Raw genomic sequence first — 19,372 nt, 5'->3', positions numbered from 1 at the left:
GGTGAACGTCCGGCCCGCCGTCACGGGCGTCGCGGGCCGCCGGGAACAGCAGGTGGGGACGCGAAAGGGGCGGCGCACCCCGGGATGGGATGCACCGCCCCTCGGACGTATCGGGGGTCAGCCCTCGACGCCGAGCCTCTCCAGGATCAGCTCGCGCACGCGCGCCGCGTCCGCCTGGCCACGGGTGGCCTTCATGACCGCCCCGACCAGCGCACCGGCCGCGGCGACCTTGCCGGCGCGGATCTTGTCGGCGATCGCCGCGTTGGCCGCGATGGCCTCGTCGACGGCGGTGCCCAGGGCGCCCTCGTCGGAGACGACCTTCAGGCCGCGCTTCTCGACGACGGTGTCCGGGTCGCCCTCGCCCGCGAGGACACCCTCGAGGACCTGGCGCGCCAGCTTGTCGTTGAGGTCGCCGGAGGCGACGAGCTCCGCCACCCGGGCGACCTGCGCCGGGGTGACCGGCAGCTCGTCCAGGCTGCGGCCGGTCTCGTTGGCGTTACGGGCGAGCTCGCCCATCCACCACTTGCGGGCCTGGTCCGAAGGGGCGCCCGCGTCCGTCGTCGCGACGATCAGGTCGACCGCGCCGGCGTTGAGGATGGACTGCATGTCGTGCTCGTTGACACCCCACTCCTCCTTCAGCCGCTTGCGGCGCAGCCGGGGCAGCTCGGGGAGTCCCTTGCGGAGCTCCTCGACCCAGTCGCGGGCAGGGGCGACCGGCACCAGGTCCGGCTCGGGGAAGTAGCGGTAGTCCTCGGCGTTGTCCTTGATGCGGCCGGCCGTGGTGGAGCCGTCCTCCTCGTGGAAGTGCCGGGTCTCCTGCACGATCGTCCCGCCGGAGTTCAGCACCGCGGCGTGGCGCTGGATCTCGAAGCGGGCGGCACGCTCGACGGAGCGCAGCGAGTTGACGTTCTTCGTCTCGGAGCGCGTGCCGAAGGTCTCGGTGCCGTGGGGACGCAGCGACAGGTTGACGTCGCAGCGCATCTGGCCCATCTCCATGCGGGCCTCCGAGACGCCGAGCGCCTTGATGAGCTCGCGGAGCTCGGCGACGTACGCCTTGGCTACCTCGGGGGCGCGTGCGCCGGCCCCCTCGATCGGCTTGGTGACGATCTCGATGAGAGGGATGCCCGCGCGGTTGTAGTCGAGCAGCGAGTGGGAGGCGCCGTGGATGCGGCCGGTGGCTCCGCCGACGTGCGTCGACTTGCCGGTGTCCTCCTCCATGTGGGCGCGCTCGATCTGCACGCGGAAGATCTCCCCGTCCTCCAGCTGGACGTCCAGATAGCCGTCGAAGGCGATCGGCTCGTCGTACTGGGAGGTCTGGAAGTTCTTCGGCATGTCCGGATAGAAGTAGTTCTTCCGGGCGAAGCGGCACCACTCGGCGATCTCGCAGTTCAGCGCGAGCCCGATCTTGATGGCGGACTCGACGCCGATCTCGTTGACGACCGGGAGCGCGCCCGGCAGCCCGAGGCAGACCGGACAGGTCTGCGAGTTGGCGCCCTGCTTGAGCTCGGTGGAGCAGCCGCAGAACATCTTGGTCTTGGTGCCGAGCTCGACATGGACCTCGAGGCCCATGACGGGGTCGTACGTCGCGAGGGCGTCCTCGTACGACTCCAGGTCAATGACAGTCACGGTGTAACTTTCCCTCTCAGCCCAGCAGGACGTCGTCGTCGCCGAGACGCTTGAGTTCGCGGTAGAGGATCGCCAGACCGGTCACGATCGCCGCGGCCGAGACGGCGGCGTCGATCAGCCGGAGGGTGTCGTTCTCCGACCGGGCGAGCTTGGCCTGCTTCGCGACGCTCAGCGCGCCGAAGGCAGTGGTGCCGAGCGACAGGTACACGCCGGACTTGGACTTCTTGAAGTTCTTGGCCTTCTTGGTCATTGCACTCACAGTGACGGAGCCTCCTCGAGCAGCGGGTGTCCCCACTTTTCCACGAAGGCGGCCTCGACGGCGGCTCCGACCTTGTACAGCCGGTCGTCCTTCATGGCGGGGGCGATGATCTGCAGCCCGACCGGCAGGCCGTCCTCCGGGGCCAGGCCGCAGGGCAGCGACATGGCGGAGTTGCCGGCGAGGTTGGTCGGAATGGTGCACAGGTCCGCGAGGTACATCGCCATCGGGTCGTCGGCCCGCTCGCCGATCGGGAAGGCGGTGGTGGGCGTCGTCGGCGAGACGATGACGTCCACCTGCTCGAACGCCTTCTCGAAGTCCTGCGTGATGAGGGTGCGGACCTTCTGCGCCGAGCCGTAGTACGCGTCGTAGTAGCCGGAGCTGAGCGCGTACGTACCGAGGATGATGCGGCGCTTGACCTCGTCGCCGAAGCCGGCCTCACGCGTGAGGGCGGTGACGTCCTCGGCGGAGCGCGTGCCGTCGTCGCCGACCCGCAGCCCGTAGCGCATGGCGTCGAAGCGGGCCAGGTTCGAGGAGCACTCGGACGGCGCGATCAGGTAGTACGCCGAGAGAGCGAGGTCGAAGGACGGGCAGTCCAGCTCGACGACCGTCGCGCCGAGGGACTTCAGCAGCTCGACCGACTCGTCGAACCGCTGGACGACCCCGGCCTGGTAGCCCTCGCCCGAGAACTGCTTGACCACACCGACGCGCATGCCCTGTACGGAGCCGTTGCGCGCGGCCTCGACGACCGGCGGGACCGGCGCGTCGATGGAGGTCGAGTCCATCGGGTCGTGTCCGGCGATCGCCTCGTGCAGCAGCGCGGCGTCCAGGACCGTACGGGCGCAGGGGCCGCCCTGGTCGAGGGAGGACGAGAAGGCGACCATGCCGTAGCGCGAGACGCCGCCGTAGGTGGGCTTGACGCCGACGGTGCCGGTGACGGCGGCGGGCTGACGGATGGAGCCGCCGGTGTCCGTGCCGATGGCCAGCGGGGCCTCGAAGGAGGCCAGTGCGGCGGCGGAGCCACCGCCGGAGCCGCCCGGGATGCGGGTGAGGTCCCAGGGGTTGCCGGTCGGGCCGTAGGCGCTGTTCTCGGTGGAGGACCCCATGGCGAACTCGTCCATGTTGGTCTTGCCGAGGATGACGACGTCGGCCGCCCTCAGCTTCGTGGTGAGGGTCGCGTCGTACGGCGGGACCCAGCCCTCCAGGATCTTGGAACCGACGGTGGTCGGCATGTCCTGGGTGGTGAAGATGTCCTTGAGCGCGAGCGGGACGCCGGCCAGCGGGCCGAGCTTCTCGCCCGCCTCACGCTTGGCGTCGACGGCGCGGGCCTGCGCGAGCGCGCCCTCACGGTCGACGTGCAGGAAGGCGTGGACCTTCTCGTCGACGGCGTCGATCCGGGCCAGGTGGGCCTCGGTGACCTCGACGGCCGTCAGCTCGCCGGAGGCGATCTTCGCGGCGGTCTGGGCCGCGGTGAGCTTGATGATGGTGCTGATGTCCGTCATGGCTGTTAGTCCTCCCCCAGGATCTGCGGCACCTTGAAACGCTGCTGCTCCTGGGCCGGGGCGCCGGAGAGCGCCTGCTCGGGGGTGAGCGACGGACGGACCTCGTCCGCGCGCATGACGTTCGTCAGCGGCAGCGGGTGGGAGGTCGGCGGTACGTCTTGGTCGGCGACCTCGGAGACGCGGGCGACCGCGCCGATGATGTCGTCGAGCTGACCGGCGAAGTGCTCGAGCTCTTCGCCCTTCAGCTCCAGACGCGCCAGCCGGGCGAGGTGGGCGACCTCCTCGCGCGTGATGCCAGGCATGCAGCGATCCTCAGGGGTTGGTGTGCGGTTTTGGCCCAATCCTATGGGGTCGCCGGGCACCTCTGCGGCGAGCGGACCGACCCCGGCCCACGATTGAGGACAAAACGGCCACCGGGCGGCCCGTCGTCCCCGTGTGCCCGGTCCGTCCGCGGCCTCAGGCCGTGGCCGGGCCGGGATTCAGCGCGCGCCTCGCGGAACCGGGCGCCGGCTCGACGGCCGCCGCCGGGGCGGCCGCGGCCTCCCGCTCCACGGGCCGCCGCCATCCGTGCTCGCCCCGCGCCCGGAGCCAGGCCGTCGTCTCCTGCGGCGGCATCGCGGCGGCGACGAGCCATCCCTGCACCGCGTCGCAGTGCAGGTCGCGCAGCCGCTCCCAGGTCTCGTCGTCCTCGACCCCTTCGGCGACGACGATCAGCCCGAGCGAGTGGGCCAGGTCGATGGTGCAGCGGACGATCTCCGCGTCCTCGTGGTCCACCGCGAGCCGCGCCACGAACGAACGGTCGATCTTGAGCTCGCTGACCGGGAGCTTGCGCAGATGGACGAGGGAGGAGTAGCCGGTGCCGAAGTCGTCCAGGGACATCTTCACCCCGTGCCCCGTCAGTCCGGCCAGGGTGTCGGCGGCCCGCTGCGGGTCCTCCAGGAGGACGTGCTCGGTTATCTCCAGTTGCAGCGCTCCGGCCGGGACGCCGTGCCGGGCGAGCCGTGCGGCGACGCTGCCCGCGAAACCGGGGGTGTGGACGTCGCGCGGCGAGACGTTGACCGCGACGGGGACGAACAGCCCCTGGGCCCGCCACCGGGCCACCTGGGCCAGCGCCGTCTCCAGCACGTACTCGGTGAGGTGCGGCATCAGCCCGGAGGATTCCGCGATCGCGATGAACTCGTCCGGGGGGACCCGGCCACGCTCGGGGTGCACCCAGCGCACGAGCGCTTCGAGACCGGCCACCTGGCCGTCGAAGCGGACCTTCGGCTGGTAGTGGAGCTCCACCTCCTGGGCGTCCAGGGCGCGGCGCAGGTCGCCGAGCAGGCCGAGCCGGTCCGGGGTGTTGCTGTCCCGCTTCGACTCGTACACCTCGACGCCCGTGCGGTCGCGCTTGGCCTGGTACATCGCCACGTCCGCCCGCCGGAGCAGGCCTTCGGCGTCCAGCGCGTGGTCGGGGTGGACGGCGACGCCCGCGCTCGCCTCCAGGACGAGCGTGAGCCCGTCGAGGTCGAGCGGCGAGGAGAGTGCGGCGACCAGGTGGCGGGCGATCCGCTGGGCGCTGGTGGTCGAGTCCGCGGTCGGCAGCAGCACGGCGAACTCGTCGCCCCCCAGTCGCGCGGCCTCGGCGCCGCGTGGCAGGGCGAGCCGCAGCCGCTCCGCTATCTGGAGCAGGAGCCGGTCCCCGGCGAGATGGCCGAGGGTGTCGTTGACGGCCCGGAAGCGGTCGAGGTCGATGAGGACGAGCGCGGAGCGGGTGCCGGTGCCGTCCGCCTCCTCCAGGGCCGTCCAGGTGCGCTCCAGGAGCCACTGACGGTTGGGCAGGCCGGTCAGCGGGTCCCGCAGTTGCTCCTCGGCCCGGGCCCGGGCGATCCAGAGCGTCGAGTCCAGGGCGATCAGGGGGACGGCGAAGAGCGGCAGCAGCACGGGCATGGCCGACGCCACCACGCAGATCAGCGGGGCGATGCCGAGCAGGGCGACGGCGACGAGGCCCTGGCGCAGCAGCGCGGTCCGGGCGACCGTCGGCAGACCGCCGCTCTGGGACGCCCTGGCGTACCAGAGCAGGAGGCGGGTGACCAGGAGGTACGTGCCGGCGGCGAGCAGCACTTCCGGCACGGCGTCGATGCCCCAGTGGAGTGGCCGCCAGGGTGTCTCGACGGTCGGCACGTCACCGAAGGCGGACAGGACGAGGGCGGCCGCCCCTATCCCGAGTATGTCCACCGCCCCGTGCAGCAGACCCTGCCACCAGCGGTGGCGCCTGGCCGTGCCGACGAGCACCACGACGACGAGGCTGACCAGCCCGGCGGCCACCCAGCCGTAGAGGAGTAAGACGGCGAGGGTGAGGGCGGCGCCGGATCCGGTGCCGCCCCACCAGCGGTCGCGCCCGAGGGCGACCAGGTGCCCCACGATGATCCCGGTGAGCACGGCGAGCGACCAGCCCGCGGTGCCGGCGGGGAAGAGCGCGCGGCCGTCGGCGACCGTCCGGTAGAAGCCGGCGGCGAGCTGCACCGCGGCGACCGCCACGACGACGGCGCCCACTTTTGACGTGAGGCCCACGAAACCTTGCAGCCGCGACACCGTTGCGGCGCTCTCGGTCGGTTTCATTCCGTCCCTCTCACAGCCGGCGGTGCCGATGTCCCACGGTGGCCCCCGCTCCCATGCCACCACGACCCGATTCCCACCACGCGGCCGGGCACGGCAGGTGCTCGTTCAACAGTAGGCCGCCGAAGGCCCCCGCGGGCAGCGCTCTGCAGCTCTCGCCCGAATGGGGAGCTGACGCCCCTCACTGTCTGCTATGTGCCGAACGGGTGATGCGCGTGTGTGCCGAACGGGTGACGCGAACGAGGGGGAGCGGGCCCCGGCACCTCGCGTCCGCCCCGTCCGCATACTTCCCCCCACACTCGCGGCCACGCGCCGCCGTGCGTCTCGATCGCGCCTCGATCAGGCCTCGGCGGGAACGGCGGCCTCCCTGGCCGCGTCCGGCCCCTCCGCCAGGAGCACGGCGAAGCCCTCCTCGTCCAGGACGGGCACCTTCAGCTGCATCGCCTTGTCGTACTTGGAGCCCGGGTTGTCGCCCACCACCACGAACGAGGTCTTCTTCGAGACGGATCCGGTGACCTTGGCCCCGAGGCTCTGGAGGGCGTCCTTCGCGCCGTCCCTGGTGTGCGTCGCCAACGTGCCGGTGACCACGACGGTGAGCCCCTCCAGGGGCCGCGGGCCCTCGTCCTCGCCGACGCCCTCGTCCTCCATCCGGACCCCGGCCTCCCGCCACTTGCGCAGGATCTCGCGGTGCCAGTCCTCGGCGAACCACTGCTTGACGGAGGCGGCGATGATCGGCCCCACGCCGTCCGCGGCGGCCAGCTCCTCCTCGGACGCCTCGTCGATCCGGTCGACGGACCGGAACTGCCGGGCCAGCTCCACGGCGGCCACCGGACCCACATGACGGATCGAGAGGCCGGTGAGGATCCGGGCGAGCGGGGCCTGCCGGGCCTCCGCGATGCCCTCCAGCATGCCGAGGGCGTTCTTCCTCGGCTCGCCCTGCTGGTTGGCGAAGACGGTGGCGATCTTCTCCTCGCCCGTCTTCGGGTCGCGCTTGGGCAGCCCGCTGTCCGTGTCCAGGACGTACGCACGGATCGGCAGCAGCTGCTCCACCGTCAGCCCGAAGAGGTCGCCCTCGTCCAGCAGCGGCGGCTCCGCGGGCTCCAGCGGCTTGGTCAGGGCGGCGGCGGCCACATAGCCGAAGTGGTCGATGTCCAGGCACTTACGGCCCGCGAGGTAGGCGAGCCGCTCCCGCAACTGGGCCGGGCAGGAACGGGCGTTGGGGCAGCGGAGGTCGATGTCGGCCTCCTTCATGGGCCGCAGCGCCGTCCCGCACTCGGGGCACTCGGACGGCATGACGAACTCCCGCTCGCTGCCGTCGCGCAGGTCGACGACGGGCCCGAGGATCTCGGGGATGACGTCACCCGCCTTGCGGAGCACCACCGTGTCGCCGATGAGGACGCCCTTGGCCTTCACCACGTTCTGGTTGTGCAGGGTGGCGAACTCGACCTCCGAGCCCGCCACCTCGACGGGCTCGACCTGGGCGTAGGGCGTGACCCGCCCGGTGCGTCCGACGCCGACGCGGATGTTGACCAGCTTGGTGTTGACCTCCTGCGGGGCGTACTTCCAGGCGATCGCCCAGCGCGGCGCGCGCGAGGTGGAGCCCAGCCTGCCCTGGAGGGGGATCTCGTCGAGCTTGATGACCACGCCGTCGATCTCGTGCTCGACGGACTGGCGGTTCTCACCGAAGTAGGCGATGAACTCCCGCACCTCGTCGAGGGACCGGACCACCTTGTTGTGCCTGGCCGTCGGCAGGCCCCACTCCCTCAGCAGGTCGTAGGCCTGGGAGAGCCGGTCGATGTCGAAGCCCTCGCGGGCACCGATGCCGTGCACCACCATGTGGAGCGGGCGGGTGGCGGTGACCTTGGGGTCCTTCTGCCGCAGCGATCCGGCCGCCGCGTTGCGCGGGTTGGCGAAGGGCTTGTCGCCCGCCTCGACCAGCCGGGCGTTGAGCCCCTCGAAGGCCTCCATGGGGAAGAAGACCTCACCGCGGATCTCGACGAGCGCGGGGACGTCGTCGCCCTTGAGGCGGAGCGGGATCTCGGCGATCGTACGGACGTTGGGGGTGATGTCCTCCCCCGTCCTGCCGTCGCCACGGGTCGCCGCGCGGGTCAGCCGGCCGTGCTCGTAGGTGAGGTTGACGGCGAGGCCGTCCACCTTGAGCTCGCACAGGAAGTGGTACCCGCCCCTGCCCACGTCCTTGGCCACGCGCTCGGCCCAGGCCGCGAGCTCCTCGTCGTCGAAGGCGTTGTCGAGGGAGAGCAGGCGTTCGCGGTGCTCGACGGAGGTGAACTCCGTGGTGTAGGGGCCCGCGACCTTCTGGGTCGGGGAGTCCGGTGTGCGCAGCTCGGGGTGCTCGTCCTCGATGGCCTCCAGGGCGCGCATCTGCCGGTCGAACTCGGCGTCGTCGACGACCGGCTGGTCCTTCACGTAGTACCGGAAGCGGTGCTCCTCGATCTGCTCGGCGAGGAGTGCGTGCTGTTCCCGCACCTCCGCCGGCACACCCGTCAGCTGCCGCGCCTGCTGTTCGCCGGCCATCGCCTGTTCCTCCCGTTTGCCCTGTTGACTCCGCGACCCGTTACTCAGGGTTGTCCGCGAGCGACTTCGCGGCCCGGGCGCAGTGGGCGAGCGCGGCGCGCGCGTACGCGGGTGACGCTCCCGCCAGCCCGCAGGACGGGGTGATCACGACGGACTCGCTGAGAGTCCCCGGATTCAGCCCCAGCCTGCTCCACAACGTCCTGACCTCCTTGACGCTACCGCCCGGGTCCGACAATGCGGTCGAGGCGGCGTCGGTGCCGGGCACCACGCCGAGGAAGAGCTGGGTACCGGCTTCGACGGCTTCCCCGATCGCCTCCTCCTCACGCTCGGTGAGCAGGGAGAAATCGAAGGAGACCGCGTCCGCCCCGGCGCGGCGCAGCAGCGCGAAGGGCACTTCGGGGGCGCACGAGTGGACGGCCGTGAGTCCCCCGTCGTGGACGGCGAGCACCTCGCGGAGGGTTCCCTCCACGACCTGGCGGTCCACGGCGCGGTAGGTGCGGTAGCCGCTCGCCGACCTGACCCGCCCCAGCAGTACGGCGGTCAGGGAGGGTTCGTCGAGCTGGAGGACGACCTCGGCGCCGGGGATCCTGCGCCGCACCTCGGCGAGGTGGGAGCGCAGCCCTTCGGCCAGCGAGCCCGCCAGGTCGCGGCAGGCCCCCGGGTCGCCGAGCATGGCCTCGCCGCCCCGCAGTTCCAGCCCGGCGGCCAGCGTCCAGGGCCCGACGGCCTGGACCTTGAGCAGCCCCTCGTAGCCCTGGGTGAACTCCTCCAGCGCGTCGAGGTCCTCGCCGAGCCAGGAGCGGGCCCGGCGGGTGTCGCGGCCGGGGCGGTCGCTGATCCGCCAGCCGCTGGGCTCGACGTGGCCGTACATCTCGACGAGGAGGCCGATGGTCCGCCCGGTCATGTCGGCGCCGGGGCCCCGCGCGGGCAGCTCCGCCAGATACGGCATGCCCTGGCCGGCGGCGAAGGACCCGGTGACGGTCTTCGCCGCCTCCCGGGCATCTCCCCCCGGCATGGATCCGATCCCGGTGGCCGCACTCGTGCTGAACCCGCTCTTCTCGCTCACGCGGAAAGCCTACGGGCCCGGGGTGCGGGCTCCGGGCGGCCGGGTGCGGGACCGCCGGATCCCGCGTCCCGGCAGCCGGTCCCAGCGGCCGGTCCCAGCGGCCGGTCCCAGCGGCCGGTCTCAGCGGCCGGGACGGACCGTCAGGTCGTTGATCTCGGCGTCCCGCGGCAGATCGAGCGCGAGCAGGATCGTGGTGGCCACCGACTCCGGGTCGATCCAGCGCGAGGCGTCGTACTCCTTGCCCTCCTGCTGGTGGACCTTGGCCTGCATCGGGCTGGCGGTGCGGCCGGGATAGACGGAGGTGACCCTGACCCCGTTGCCGTGCTCCTCGTGGCGCAGCGAGTCGGCGAGCGCCTTGAGCCCGTGCTTGCTCGCGGCGTACGCCCCCCACTCGGCATGCGCCGTGAGTCCCGCGCCGGAGTTCACGAAGACGACCTGGCCCTGGGCGACGCGCAGTTGCGGCAGCAGCAGACGCGTCAGCTCGGCCGGGGAGACCAGGTTGGCGTTGAGCTGGAAGTGCCAGGCCTTGGGGGTGAGGTCGCCGATCGTGCCGAGCTCGACGACGCCCGCGATGTGCAGCAGCGAGTCGAGGCGGTCGGGCATGGTCTGCTGCCCGAAGGCCCAGGAGAGCCGGTCGGGGTTGCCGAGGTCGCCGACGAGCGTGCGGGCACCGGGGTGGAGGGCGGCCAGTTCCTTGGCGCGTCCGGCGTCCCGGGCCAGCAGCACGAGGTCGTCGCCGCGCTCCAGGAGGCGGCGCGCGACGGCCGCGCCGATACCGGAGCCGGCGCCGGTGATGAGGTGAGTAGGCATGCCCTCATGCTCGCATCACTGCTGACCGGCGGACTCCTCCAGGTAGGCCAGCGCCCCGACGCCGTCCTTGGCGAAGAAGACCAGCTCGGTCAGGGGCAGCGGCAGGAAGCCCTCGTCCTCCATGCGCAGGAACTGCTGGTGCAGACCGTCGTAGAAGCCGGCGGTGTTCAGCAGGACGACGGGCTTGGTGTGCTTGCCGTGCTTCTTGAGCTCCAGGATCTCCGTCGCCTCGTCGAGCGTGCCCGTGCCGCCGACCATGATCACGATCGCGTCCGACTTCTCCAGGAGCAGCGCCTTGCGCTCGGCCAGGTCCTTGGCGATCACCATCTCGTCGGCGTTCGTGCGCGCCTTGGCGGCCAGGAAGTCCACCGACACGCCCACCAGCCGCCCGCCGGACTCCTGCACACCGTCGGCGACGACCTTCATGAGGCCGCTCTCCGACCCTCCCCAGACGAGGGTGTGTCCGCCCCGGCCCAGCAGCTCGGCGAATTCGCGGGCGGGCACGGTGTAGCGGGCGTCGAGGTCGGCGGCGGAGAGGAAGACGCAGATGTTCATACGGACACCGTACGACCGGCCCCCGGCACGGGAAGAAACCGGGCTCCCGCACGGCTGAACCAGGTATGGCTTCCACCACAGGACACATCATCACCGTCGAACCCGCGGACGTACACGTGCGCGCCGTCCACGACGGGCAGGTGCTCGCCGACAGCCGCCGCCCGCTGGTGCTGCGCGAGACGGGCTGTCCGGACCGCTACTACCTGCCGCCCGAGGACGTCCGCGGTGAACTGCTGACGCCGTCGGACACCCGCACGCACTGCCCCTTCAAGGGGGACGCGTCGTACTGGTCGGTTCCGGGTGCGGCGGACCTCGTCTGGGGCTATCCGGACCCCAAGGAACAAGTCCAGGACATCAAGGGGCACTTCTGCTTCTACGCGACGGAGGTCGTGTCCGACTGACCGTGCCCGACTGACCGTCAGAAATATTTTCCCGGCGCGGCGATGAGTTCTGCGGGCCGCGGCGGTCCACCCTCACATGGACAAGACTCTCTCCCGTGACGGCACGTCGATCGCGTACCGCCGCCGCGGCGACGGGCCGCCGGTGATCCTGGTCGGCGGGGCCCTGAGCACCGCGGCCGACGGGGCGCCGCTGGCCGCTCTGCTGGCCCCGCGCTTCACGGTCGTCACGTACGACCGGCGGGGCCGCGGGGCGAGCGGCGACGGCGGGCCGTACGCGCTCCGCCGCGAGATCGAGGACCTGACGGCGGTGGCGGCCGCGACGGGTGGGCGCGTCTCGCTGTTCGGGATGCTGTCCGGCGGGGCCCTGGCCCTGGAGGCGCACGCCGCGGGGCTGCCGGTGGACCTGCTCGCGGTCTACGAGCCGCCGTACACCCCCGGTGCCACGGGTCTCCTGTACAAGTCCCGCTGCACGGCGCTGCTGCACCGGCTGCTGGCGGGCGGCGACCGGGGCGGCGCCGTCGAGCTGTACCTGTCGCGGACCGGGGTCCCGGAGGCGACGATCGCCCGCATGCGGCGCGCCCCGCTGTGGCCCGGCCTCGAAGCGCTGGCGCACACCCTCGCGTACGACGACGCGCTGCTCGGGGACGGCTCGGTTCCCACAGCGAGGTTCGGGTCCCTCACGGCCCGCACCCTGGTGGTGACGGGCGGCTTCAGCACCGCAGAGGCCCAGGAGACGACCCTCGCCCTCGCCGCCGCGATCCCCCGGGCCAGGCACCGCACGCTGACGGGCCAGACGCGCGACCTGGCACCCCATGTGATCGCCCCGGTGCTGGCGGACTTCTTCGCCAGGGACAGGATCCTGCGCGCCGCGTCCTGACGGGGGCCCTGAGCAGGGCCGGGTCGTCGCAGGGGAGCGACCCGGCCCGGAGGTGTCAGCCCGCCGCCGCGGCCGTCTCCCGGCGCACGGTCGTCGCGATGGTGGCCGAGCCGACGACCCGGGTGCCGTCGTACAGCACGACCGCCTGGCCGGGGGCGACGCCCCGGACCGGCTCGGCGAAGGTGACGGACAGGGTGCCGTCCACCAGCTCCGCCGTCACCTCGGTCTCGCCGCCGTGGGCGCGGAGCTGGGCGGTGTACGTGCCGGGGCCCGTGGGGGCGGTGCCGCACCAGCGGGGCCTGATGGCGGTCAGGGCGGTGACGTCGAGGGCCTCCGCCGGGCCGACCGTCACCGTGTTGTTCACCGGGGAGATGTCCAGGACGTAGCGGGGCTTGCCGTCGGGGGCCGGGTGGCCGATGCGCAGACCCTTGCGCTGGCCGATGGTGAAGCCGAAGGCGCCCTCGTGGGTGCCCACCTTGGCGCCCTCCTCGTCGAGGATGTCGCCCTGGGCCGGGCCGCCGAGGCGGCCGGCCAGGAAGCCCTGGGTGTCGCCGTCGGCGATGAAGCAGATGTCGTGGCTGTCCGGCTTCTTGGCGACCGCCAGGCCCCGGCGCTCGGCCTCGGCCCGGATCTCGTCCTTGGTGGTGAGGGTGTCACCGAGCGGGAACATCGCGTGGGCGAGCTGCTTCTCGTCCAGGACGCCGAGGACGTAGCTCTGGTCCTTGGCCATGTCCGAGGCGCGGTGCATCTCCCGGGTGCCGTCCTCCTTGAGCACGACGGTGGCGTAGTGGCCGGTGCACACCGCGTCGAAGCCGAGGGCGAGCGCCTTGTCGAGCAGCGCGGCGAACTTGATCTTCTCGTTGCAGCGCAGGCAGGGGTTGGGCGTGCGCCCCGCCTCGTACTCGGCGACGAAGTCGTCCACGACGTCCTCGCGGAAGCGTTCCGCCAGGTCCCAGACGTAGAACGGGATGCCGATGACGTCCGCCGCGCGGCGGGCGTCCCGGGAGTCCTCGATGGTGCAACAGCCGCGGGCGCCCGTGCGGAAGGACTGCGGGTTCGCGGAGAGGGCGAGGTGCACACCGGTCACGTCGTGGCCGGCCTCGGCGGCTCGGGCGGCCGCGACGGCGGAGTCGACTCCGCCCGACATGGCGGCGAGCACACGGAGGGGGCGCTGGGAGGTCTGAGTCATAGCTTCACCAGAGTACGGGGCGCCGGGAACCGAATGCTCGCGGATAAGCGTTGAGGAGCACATGGGGAACAACGGGAGTGCCGGCGGATCGGGTAAAAGCCCCGGTCACGGCATCAGCCGACGCTCGCTGCTGATCGGCGGCGGTGTCGCAGCAGCGGGCACGGCCGTACTGGCGGCGGACGAGATCCGGCGCGTGTGGTGGCGGGTGCCGGGTGTGGAGAAGCCACGCGAGGCCGGCGAGCTGGACTACTCCCCGGCACGCTGGGTGGCCGCCTCCGAGGCGAACTGGCGGCGGGCCGACCGCCCCGACGACTACGGCGTGGACCGGGTGATCATCCATGTCACCCAGGGCAGCTACGCGAGCGCGGTCAAGGTCTTCCAGGACCCCGCGCACCAGGCGGCGACGCACTACATCGTCGGGCAGAACGGCCGGGTGACGCAGATGATCCGCGAGCTGGACGTGGCGTACCACGCGGGCAACCGCTCGTTCAACGAGCGCAGCGTCGGCATCGAGCACGAGGGCTTCGTCGACCGCCCGCAGGACTTCACCGCGAAGATGTACGAGTCGTCGGCCCGGCTGACGGCGGCGATATGCAGGCGGTACGAGATCCCGGTGGACCGGGAGCACATCATCGGGCACGTCGAGGTGCCCGGCACGGACCACACCGATCCCGGACCGCACTGGGACTGGCCGCGCTACATGGAGCTGGTGCGCGCGGCGTCCACAGGGGGTTCCCGGGCTAGCTGAGCCCCGCCGTCCGGGCCCGCTCGACAGCAGGGCCGATCGCCCGCGCGAGCTCCTCGACGTCCTGCCCGGTCGAGGTGTGGCCGAGCGAGAAGCGCAGCGTGCCGCGCGCGAGGGCGGGGTCGGTTCCCGTGGCCAGCAGCACATGACTGGGCTGCGCGATCCCGGCGGTGCACGCGGACCCGGTGGAGCACTCGATGCCCTGGGCGTCGAGCAGCAGCAGCAGGGAGTCGCCCTCGCAGCCGGGGAAGGTGAAGTGGGCGTTGGCCGGAAGCCGCCCGCCGGGCGCGGGGTCGCCGCCGAGGAGGGCGTCGGGGACGGCCTTCAGGACGGCGGCGGCCAGCTCGTCCCGGAGCGCGCCGATCCTGCCGGCGAAGCCCTCGCGTCCGTCGGCGGCGTGCCGCCCGGCCACGGCGAACGCGGCCACGGCGGGTACGTCGAGCGTGCCGGAGCGCACATGGCGCTCCTGTCCGCCGCCGTGCAGGACGGGCACGGGGGTGTACTCGCGCCCGAGCAGGAGCGCGCCGATGCCGAACGGGCCGCCGATCTTGTGGGCGCTGACCGTCATCGCGGCCAGCCCCGAGCGGGCGAAGTCGACCTCCAGCTGCCCGAACGCCTGCACCGCGTCGGCGTGCATGGGGACGTCGAACTCGCGCGCCACCTGGGCGAGTTCACGTATCGGCATGATGGTGCCGATCTCGTTGTTGGCCCACATCACGGTGACCAGGGCGACGTCGTCGGGGTCGCGGGCGAGCGCCTCACGCAGCGCGTCCGGGTGCACCCTCCCGTACGCGTCGACGGGGAGGTATTCGACGGTGGCGCCCTCGTGCTCGGCGAGCCAGTCCACGGCGTCGAGGACGGCGTGGTGCTCGACGGGGCTGGCGAGGACGCGCGTGCGCCGGGGGTCGGCGTCGCGGCGGGCCCAGTAGAGCCCCTTCACGGCGAGGTTGTCCGCCTCGGTGCCGCCGGAGGTCAGGACCACCTCGCTGGGGCGTGCGCCGAGCGCGTCGGCGAGGGTCTCTCTGGACTCCTCGACGGTACGGCGGGCCCGGCGCCCGGCTGCGTGCAGGGAGGACGCGTTACCGGTGACGGCGAGCTGCGTGGTCATCGCCGCGATCGCCTCCGGAAGCATCGGCGTGGTCGCGGCGTGGTCGAGGTAAGCCATGGTGGTGACGATTCTACGAGCCCGTGGAGCGAAGCGTGCCGGGCGTATCGCGCTGCGGACGGCGCGGACGCTCCCGGGCCGGTGCCCTGCCGGGCAGGGCCGGGGTGGCGGGCACCCCGGACCTGCTGCGGAGGAGAGCGCTCATGGTGCTGTGGTCACAGGGCCGTCCAGCGTTGCGACGCCTCCCCCGCGCAGCTGTTCGCGGCGATGCCGCCGCCGAAGGCCAGGTCGAGACAGCCACTGTTGTAGACGCTGACGAAGCCGCCCCCCGACCCCGCACGCCAGCGGCGCGGACCCGCGCCGTCGCACGCACCCACGAAGACGGCCTGGTTGAGCATGTTCGCGGACAGGCACCGGCCGCTCTGCTTGTTGACGAGCTCGAAGCTCCCCCCGGACAGGTTCCGGACGGTCCAGGTCGCGCTCGGGTCGGCGCAGTCGCCGTCGTCCGTACTGCCGTACACGGTGACGAGGCACTTGTTGTTGTCGCCGTTGCGGTACCGGTGGGTCCCGGAGGGTGTGGTGGTGCCACCGGAGCCGGTACCGCCGCCGGACGTGGTGGATCCCCCCGCCGTGCCCGACCCACCGGAAGTGCCGGACCCGCTTCCGCCGGTACTGCCGCTTGCGCCGCTCGCGGAGCCGGAAACGCTCGCGCCGTCCGCGCCACCCGAACCGTCCTGAGAGCCGCTCCCCGCGTCGCCCGCTCCCGGGGCGGGAGAGGAAGCACCGTCCTCCGTCTCACGCTCCTCCTCCCCGGCCCCTTCGTCCTTCTCCTTGCCCTTCGGCGTCTTCCCCGGTGACGCCGACCCGGACGGGCGGGGCCCCGACGGGGACGCCGTGGGCACGGCCGGGCCTGCGGCCGACACGGACGGGCCGGCGGCCGCCGCGCGGTCGTCCGGCCCGAAGGTGTAGGGCAGGAGCTGGACGGCGAGTGTCGCTCCGCCCACCGTCACGACCACGGGAATCACGGCGAGGAACACGCGGGTCCGTCGTCGGCGCTCACGGGACTTCGGGTGCGACGCGGCCTCCTGGCCCTCCCTCCGGGAACGGGAGCCGTCCTTCCCGCCGAGGCGCAGCGTCTCCACGGACTCGGACTCGGGCAGCTCGATCTCCTGGACGTGCGCGGCGAACGCGGCCTTCTCCGCGAGGTTCCCGTTGATGGAATCCGGCCACAGCGGAGCCGGGAACGGCCCGCGCTCCGCGGCACGCCGTACCAGCTCGGACGCCGTGGGACGGGCCTCGGCGTCCTTGTCGAGACAGGCCGCGACGACCTCGGCGAGACCGGGGTCCAGCCGCCGCACCGCTTCCAGGTCGGGCTCCTCGTGCACGATGCGGTAGAGCACGGCGGGGCCGGACTCCTCGCCGAAGGGCGGACTGCCGCTCGCGGCGTACGCGATGACCGAACCCAGCGCGAACACATCGGCCGCGCCGCTCAGATCCCGCCTCGTCGTGGCCTGTTCGGGAGCCATGTAGGCCGGCGTGCCGACCACCATCCCGCTCCTGGTCAGCTGGCTCTGCTCGGCGGCCCGCGCCACGCCGAAGTCGATGACGGTGGCGCCTCCCGCGGTCAGCATGATGTTGGACGGCTTGAGGTCCCGGTGCACCATGCCCCGCTCGTGCACGGACACCAGCCCTGCCGCGGCCTCGCGCAGCAGCAGCCACAGGGTGTCGGCGGGCAGCGGGCCCCTGTGCAGCTCGATGGCCTTGCTCAGGGTGAGCCCGGGAACGTACGCCGTCGCCAGCCAGGGAGGCCGTGCGTTCCGGTCGCTGGCCAGCAGGGGCGCGGTGGCCTCCTCGGGCAGCTGGGCGAGGTTGTCCAGCTCGTGCCCGAAACGGCGGACGAAGTCCTGGTCCTCACCCGCGATCGAGGGGAGCACCTGCTTGACGGCGACGTACCGCCCCTCGTGGACACCGAGGTACACGCGGCCCATCCCACCGGAGCCGAGGCGCCCCGCGAGCGGAATTCCGCCGATCTGCCGCGGATCGTCCGCTTCCAGCGGCTTGGCCCCGCTGCCCGTCAGGTCTGACGCACCCACACTGTCTCCCCCTGCTACGCCACATCCGTTCCAGGGGAAGTCTGACCAGTGGATACTGGAAGCGGAAGCATTTTCTAGAAAGTAACTCTAGAAATTCACCGCGGAAGAGCCCCGCTTCACGAACCACAGGGACGGTCACTCGATGAGCCCCAAGCAGCATCGCGGCGAAGTGACGTCCGACGCCCTCCTGGACGCCGCGCTCCGGGTGTTCGTCACGTCGGGTGAGCAGGGCCTCACGGTCAACGCCGTCACCCGGGCCAGCGGCATCAGCCTGGGCAGTCTCTACCACCACTTCGGCAGCCTCGACGGTCTGATCGGCGCCCTCGGTCACCGCTGGCTGGGCCGGCTGCTGGGCGGTCTGGCCGAAGCCCTGAAGGACACGGACACCGCACGGGAGGGCATCGCCGCCGCCGTGGAGGCCTACCTGGCCTTCGTCCAGGAGCATCCGGGGCCCGCCCTGCTCCTGCACTCCCCGCTCTCCGACCGCAAGGGCATGGCCCAGGGCAAGGAGGTCCGCGATTCCCAGGAGGCCAGGGTCTCGGACATGGCGGCCTGGATCCGGCTGCGCGTGGACTCCGGGGAGCTCGCCCCGCTCCCGCAGCCGCTGATCGAGTCCCTCGTCCTGGGCCCCGTCGTGGCCGTCGCCCGCCGGTCGCTGTCGGGCATCGACGACGTGGACCTCGACGAAGCGGCACGCCTCCTGCCGGAGCAGATCTGGCGTTCGGTCCGGGCGTAGACCCGCACCGCGGCCGAAGGGATCAGCCCGCGAGGCTCCAGGAGACCGTGCCGTTGGCGGTGACCAGCACGGCGAGGACGGCCAGATCCGCGACCCCCAGGGCCAGTCCGAGCAGGGCGCGGCCACGGCGGGTGGTGGAGCGGGCGAGAGCCAGCAGTGCCATGACGATGGCGACCGGCCCCAGCAGGACGTTCATCACGAGCAGGCCGAGGAGCCCGAGCACGAACGAGGCGACAGCGAGCCCGTCGGCCTCCCGGCCGGCCGGGCGGGTGCCTGCCGGGCGGGTGCCGGAAGAGGGCGCGTCGACGGTGCGGGCGTCACGCGGAGCGGTGTGCGGGATGCGTCCGGTACGTGCGGTGGTGAGTGCCATGGTGGGGGCTCCTTCCTCAGCGGGTGCGGCGGGCGAGGCGCTCACGGGCGCCGAAGACCGCCAGCCAGAGACCGATCACGGCGGCGGCGGCCAGGGCCACGGGGAGCGGCAGGTGGGCGACCGCTCCGAGGACGACCCCCAGCAGGAGCAGCGCGGCGACGAGCACGAACATGTCCGGCCTTTCTGCGAGCTTTGAGAGTACGACTGTTCACTGACTCCTCAGTCTAGACCCTGCGCCCCTACCAAGACTCGGAGAACGGTTGTTTACTGAATGGCATGAGTCACACCATCGGCATCCGCCAGGCCCAGAAGCTGAAGACGCGTCAGGCGCTGCTCGACGCCGCCCTGGAGCTGCTGGAGCACCAGAGCCTCAGCAGCCTGGGCCTGCGCGAGGTCACCCGGGCCGTGGGAGTGACCCCGACCGCCTTCTACCGCCACTTCGACGGCACGGCGTCCCTGGGCGTCGCCCTCGTCGAGGAGACCCTCGGGAGCCTGCACGGCATGATCGGCGCGATCCTCACCGACACGGGGGACAGCGAGGAGAGGCTCGACCGCAGCGTCGGCCTGATAGCCCGTCATGTCACCGCACAGCCGGCCCACTTCCGCTTCATCGCCCGTGAGCAGCACGGCGGCGTGGTCCAGGTCCGCGAAGCCATCGACGCCCAGCTGCGCGGCTTCGCCGAGGAGGTCGCCCATGTCCTCGGAACGGAGCCGGAGTCGGCGGGCTGGGACCGGGAGGACCTGCTGATGCTGGGCGGCCTGTACGTCGACCACATGGTGCTCACCGCGTCGGCCCTGCTGGACGCCGGCCCCCGGGGCGAGCAGGAGGTCGTCCGGGTCGCGCGGCGCAGGCTGCGCCTGGTCACGCTGGGCCGGGCCCACTGGCTGGACACGCCGTAGGGTCGGCT

At 72.2% G+C, this 19,372-nt stretch carries 19 protein-coding genes; 5 read left to right on the top strand and 14 right to left on the bottom strand.

The genetic code is table 11. From position 1 onward, the window contains the following. Positions 1 to 117: 117 nt before the first annotated feature. From gatB to OG488_RS26450, 9 genes are all read right to left on the bottom strand, one after another. Positions 118 to 1,626, bottom strand: coding sequence for an Asp-tRNA(Asn)/Glu-tRNA(Gln) amidotransferase subunit GatB (gene gatB / locus OG488_RS26490; protein ID WP_329233117.1), 1,509 nt, complete (start codon positions 1,624 to 1,626; stop codon positions 118 to 120). 16 nt (positions 1,627 to 1,642) lie between these two features. Next, entirely contained in the window at positions 1,643 to 1,876 is a 234-nt protein-coding gene (locus OG488_RS26485; protein WP_329239023.1) for a hypothetical protein, read from the bottom strand. Positions 1,877 to 1,881: 5 nt separating this feature from the next. Further along, complete coding sequence (gene gatA, locus OG488_RS26480) at positions 1,882 to 3,384, bottom strand: Asp-tRNA(Asn)/Glu-tRNA(Gln) amidotransferase subunit GatA (RefSeq protein WP_329233115.1); 1,503 nt, start codon at positions 3,382 to 3,384, stop codon at positions 1,882 to 1,884. 5 nt (positions 3,385 to 3,389) lie between these two features. Next, positions 3,390 to 3,686 carry an Asp-tRNA(Asn)/Glu-tRNA(Gln) amidotransferase subunit GatC gene (gene gatC, locus OG488_RS26475; protein ID WP_014153935.1) on the bottom strand — a complete coding sequence of 99 codons (297 nt, stop codon included), beginning with the start codon at positions 3,684 to 3,686 and terminating at the stop codon, positions 3,390 to 3,392. A gap of 154 nt (positions 3,687 to 3,840) precedes the next feature. Continuing rightward, positions 3,841 to 5,985 (bottom strand): putative bifunctional diguanylate cyclase/phosphodiesterase, encoded by a 2,145-nt coding sequence (locus OG488_RS26470; protein ID WP_329233113.1) that lies wholly within the window; start codon positions 5,983 to 5,985, stop codon positions 3,841 to 3,843. 336 nt (positions 5,986 to 6,321) lie between these two features. Then, positions 6,322 to 8,517: an NAD-dependent DNA ligase LigA gene (gene ligA / locus OG488_RS26465; protein ID WP_329233112.1), complete on the bottom strand. Its 2,196-nt coding sequence runs from the start codon at positions 8,515 to 8,517 to the stop codon at positions 6,322 to 6,324. 40 nt (positions 8,518 to 8,557) lie between these two features. Beyond that, positions 8,558 to 9,583, bottom strand: coding sequence for a methionine synthase (locus OG488_RS26460; protein ID WP_329233110.1), 1,026 nt, complete (start codon positions 9,581 to 9,583; stop codon positions 8,558 to 8,560). Between the two features lie 120 nt (positions 9,584 to 9,703). Further along, on the bottom strand, positions 9,704 to 10,393 hold the full coding sequence (locus OG488_RS26455; protein WP_329233109.1) for an SDR family oxidoreductase: 690 nt from the start codon (positions 10,391 to 10,393) through the stop codon (positions 9,704 to 9,706). Positions 10,394 to 10,408: 15 nt separating this feature from the next. Next, positions 10,409 to 10,948, bottom strand: coding sequence for a TIGR00730 family Rossman fold protein (locus OG488_RS26450; protein ID WP_329233107.1), 540 nt, complete (start codon positions 10,946 to 10,948; stop codon positions 10,409 to 10,411). A 65-nt stretch (positions 10,949 to 11,013) separates the two neighbouring features. Here OG488_RS26450 and OG488_RS26445 point away from each other — a divergent pair, with 65 nt between their 5' ends. Together OG488_RS26445 and OG488_RS26440 are read left to right on the top strand one after the other, a co-directional pair. Then, positions 11,014 to 11,349 carry a DUF427 domain-containing protein gene (locus tag OG488_RS26445; protein ID WP_329233106.1) on the top strand — a complete coding sequence of 112 codons (336 nt, stop codon included), beginning with the start codon at positions 11,014 to 11,016 and terminating at the stop codon, positions 11,347 to 11,349. A gap of 76 nt (positions 11,350 to 11,425) precedes the next feature. After that, positions 11,426 to 12,226, top strand: coding sequence for an alpha/beta fold hydrolase (locus OG488_RS26440; protein WP_329233104.1), 801 nt, complete (start codon positions 11,426 to 11,428; stop codon positions 12,224 to 12,226). 55 nt (positions 12,227 to 12,281) lie between these two features. Here the strand turns inward: OG488_RS26440 and mnmA are convergent, their stop codons facing one another. Beyond that, a complete protein-coding gene (gene mnmA / locus OG488_RS26435) occupies positions 12,282 to 13,415 on the bottom strand; it encodes a tRNA 2-thiouridine(34) synthase MnmA (protein ID WP_329233102.1) in 1,134 nt (377 codons plus the stop codon). A gap of 61 nt (positions 13,416 to 13,476) precedes the next feature. On the opposite strand from mnmA, the gene OG488_RS26430 reads away from it, so the two are divergent. Then, on the top strand, positions 13,477 to 14,163 hold the full coding sequence (locus OG488_RS26430) for an N-acetylmuramoyl-L-alanine amidase (RefSeq protein ID WP_329233100.1): 687 nt from the start codon (positions 13,477 to 13,479) through the stop codon (positions 14,161 to 14,163). Here OG488_RS26430 and OG488_RS26425 read toward each other — a convergent pair. Beyond that, positions 14,156 to 15,325 (bottom strand): cysteine desulfurase family protein, encoded by a 1,170-nt coding sequence (locus tag OG488_RS26425; protein WP_329233098.1) that lies wholly within the window; start codon positions 15,323 to 15,325, stop codon positions 14,156 to 14,158. The two genes, OG488_RS26430 and OG488_RS26425, sit on opposite strands and share 8 nt — an antisense overlap. Before the next feature lie 155 nt (positions 15,326 to 15,480). Further along, complete coding sequence (locus OG488_RS26420) at positions 15,481 to 17,358, bottom strand: serine/threonine-protein kinase (protein ID WP_329233096.1); 1,878 nt, start codon at positions 17,356 to 17,358, stop codon at positions 15,481 to 15,483. 142 nt (positions 17,359 to 17,500) lie between these two features. Between OG488_RS26420 and OG488_RS26415 the strand changes: the two genes are divergently transcribed. Next, positions 17,501 to 18,094 (top strand): TetR/AcrR family transcriptional regulator, encoded by a 594-nt coding sequence (locus OG488_RS26415; RefSeq protein WP_329233094.1) that lies wholly within the window; start codon positions 17,501 to 17,503, stop codon positions 18,092 to 18,094. 22 nt (positions 18,095 to 18,116) lie between these two features. Here OG488_RS26415 and OG488_RS26410 read toward each other — a convergent pair whose 3' ends face one another. Both OG488_RS26410 and OG488_RS26405 read right to left on the bottom strand, forming a co-directional pair. Beyond that, a complete protein-coding gene (locus tag OG488_RS26410; protein ID WP_329233092.1) occupies positions 18,117 to 18,464 on the bottom strand; it encodes a DUF4190 domain-containing protein in 348 nt (115 codons plus the stop codon). 16 nt (positions 18,465 to 18,480) lie between these two features. After that, positions 18,481 to 18,636 carry a hypothetical protein gene (locus tag OG488_RS26405; RefSeq protein ID WP_329233091.1) on the bottom strand — a complete coding sequence of 52 codons (156 nt, stop codon included), beginning with the start codon at positions 18,634 to 18,636 and terminating at the stop codon, positions 18,481 to 18,483. 104 nt (positions 18,637 to 18,740) lie between these two features. Here OG488_RS26405 and OG488_RS26400 point away from each other — a divergent pair, with 104 nt between their 5' ends. Next, positions 18,741 to 19,364, top strand: a complete 624-nt coding sequence (locus OG488_RS26400) for a TetR family transcriptional regulator (RefSeq protein ID WP_329233088.1) — start codon at positions 18,741 to 18,743, stop codon at positions 19,362 to 19,364. The last annotated feature ends 8 nt before the right edge of the window (positions 19,365 to 19,372 follow it).

This window comes from Streptomyces sp. NBC_01460, assembly GCF_036227405.1.
Taxonomy (GTDB): Bacteria; Actinomycetota; Actinomycetes; order Streptomycetales; family Streptomycetaceae; genus Streptomyces.
Note: the sequence above shows the minus strand (reverse complement) of the source record. Positions and strands in the feature narration are given on the sequence as shown.

Coding starts and splice junctions, on each gene's coding strand:
- gatA (WP_329233115.1), bottom strand. CDS start 3,384: ATGACGGACATCAGCACCATCATCAAGCTCACCGCGGCCCAGACCGCC.
- OG488_RS26405 (WP_329233091.1), bottom strand. CDS start 18,636: ATGTTCGTGCTCGTCGCCGCGCTGCTCCTGCTGGGGGTCGTCCTCGGA.
- OG488_RS26450 (WP_329233107.1), bottom strand. CDS start 10,948: ATGAACATCTGCGTCTTCCTCTCCGCCGCCGACCTCGACGCCCGCTAC.
- mnmA (WP_329233102.1), bottom strand. CDS start 13,415: ATGACTCAGACCTCCCAGCGCCCCCTCCGTGTGCTCGCCGCCATGTCG.
- OG488_RS26470 (WP_329233113.1), bottom strand. CDS start 5,985: ATGAAACCGACCGAGAGCGCCGCAACGGTGTCGCGGCTGCAAGGTTTC.
- OG488_RS26430 (WP_329233100.1), top strand. CDS start 13,477: ATGGGGAACAACGGGAGTGCCGGCGGATCGGGTAAAAGCCCCGGTCAC.
- OG488_RS26445 (WP_329233106.1), top strand. CDS start 11,014: ATGGCTTCCACCACAGGACACATCATCACCGTCGAACCCGCGGACGTA.
- OG488_RS26415 (WP_329233094.1), top strand. CDS start 17,501: ATGAGCCCCAAGCAGCATCGCGGCGAAGTGACGTCCGACGCCCTCCTG.
- gatC (WP_014153935.1), bottom strand. CDS start 3,686: ATGCCTGGCATCACGCGCGAGGAGGTCGCCCACCTCGCCCGGCTGGCG.
- OG488_RS26440 (WP_329233104.1), top strand. CDS start 11,426: ATGGACAAGACTCTCTCCCGTGACGGCACGTCGATCGCGTACCGCCGC.
- ligA (WP_329233112.1), bottom strand. CDS start 8,517: ATGGCCGGCGAACAGCAGGCGCGGCAGCTGACGGGTGTGCCGGCGGAG.
- OG488_RS26485 (WP_329239023.1), bottom strand. CDS start 1,876: ATGACCAAGAAGGCCAAGAACTTCAAGAAGTCCAAGTCCGGCGTGTAC.
- OG488_RS26400 (WP_329233088.1), top strand. CDS start 18,741: ATGAGTCACACCATCGGCATCCGCCAGGCCCAGAAGCTGAAGACGCGT.
- OG488_RS26425 (WP_329233098.1), bottom strand. CDS start 15,325: ATGGCTTACCTCGACCACGCCGCGACCACGCCGATGCTTCCGGAGGCG.
- OG488_RS26410 (WP_329233092.1), bottom strand. CDS start 18,464: ATGGCACTCACCACCGCACGTACCGGACGCATCCCGCACACCGCTCCG.
- OG488_RS26455 (WP_329233109.1), bottom strand. CDS start 10,393: ATGCCTACTCACCTCATCACCGGCGCCGGCTCCGGTATCGGCGCGGCC.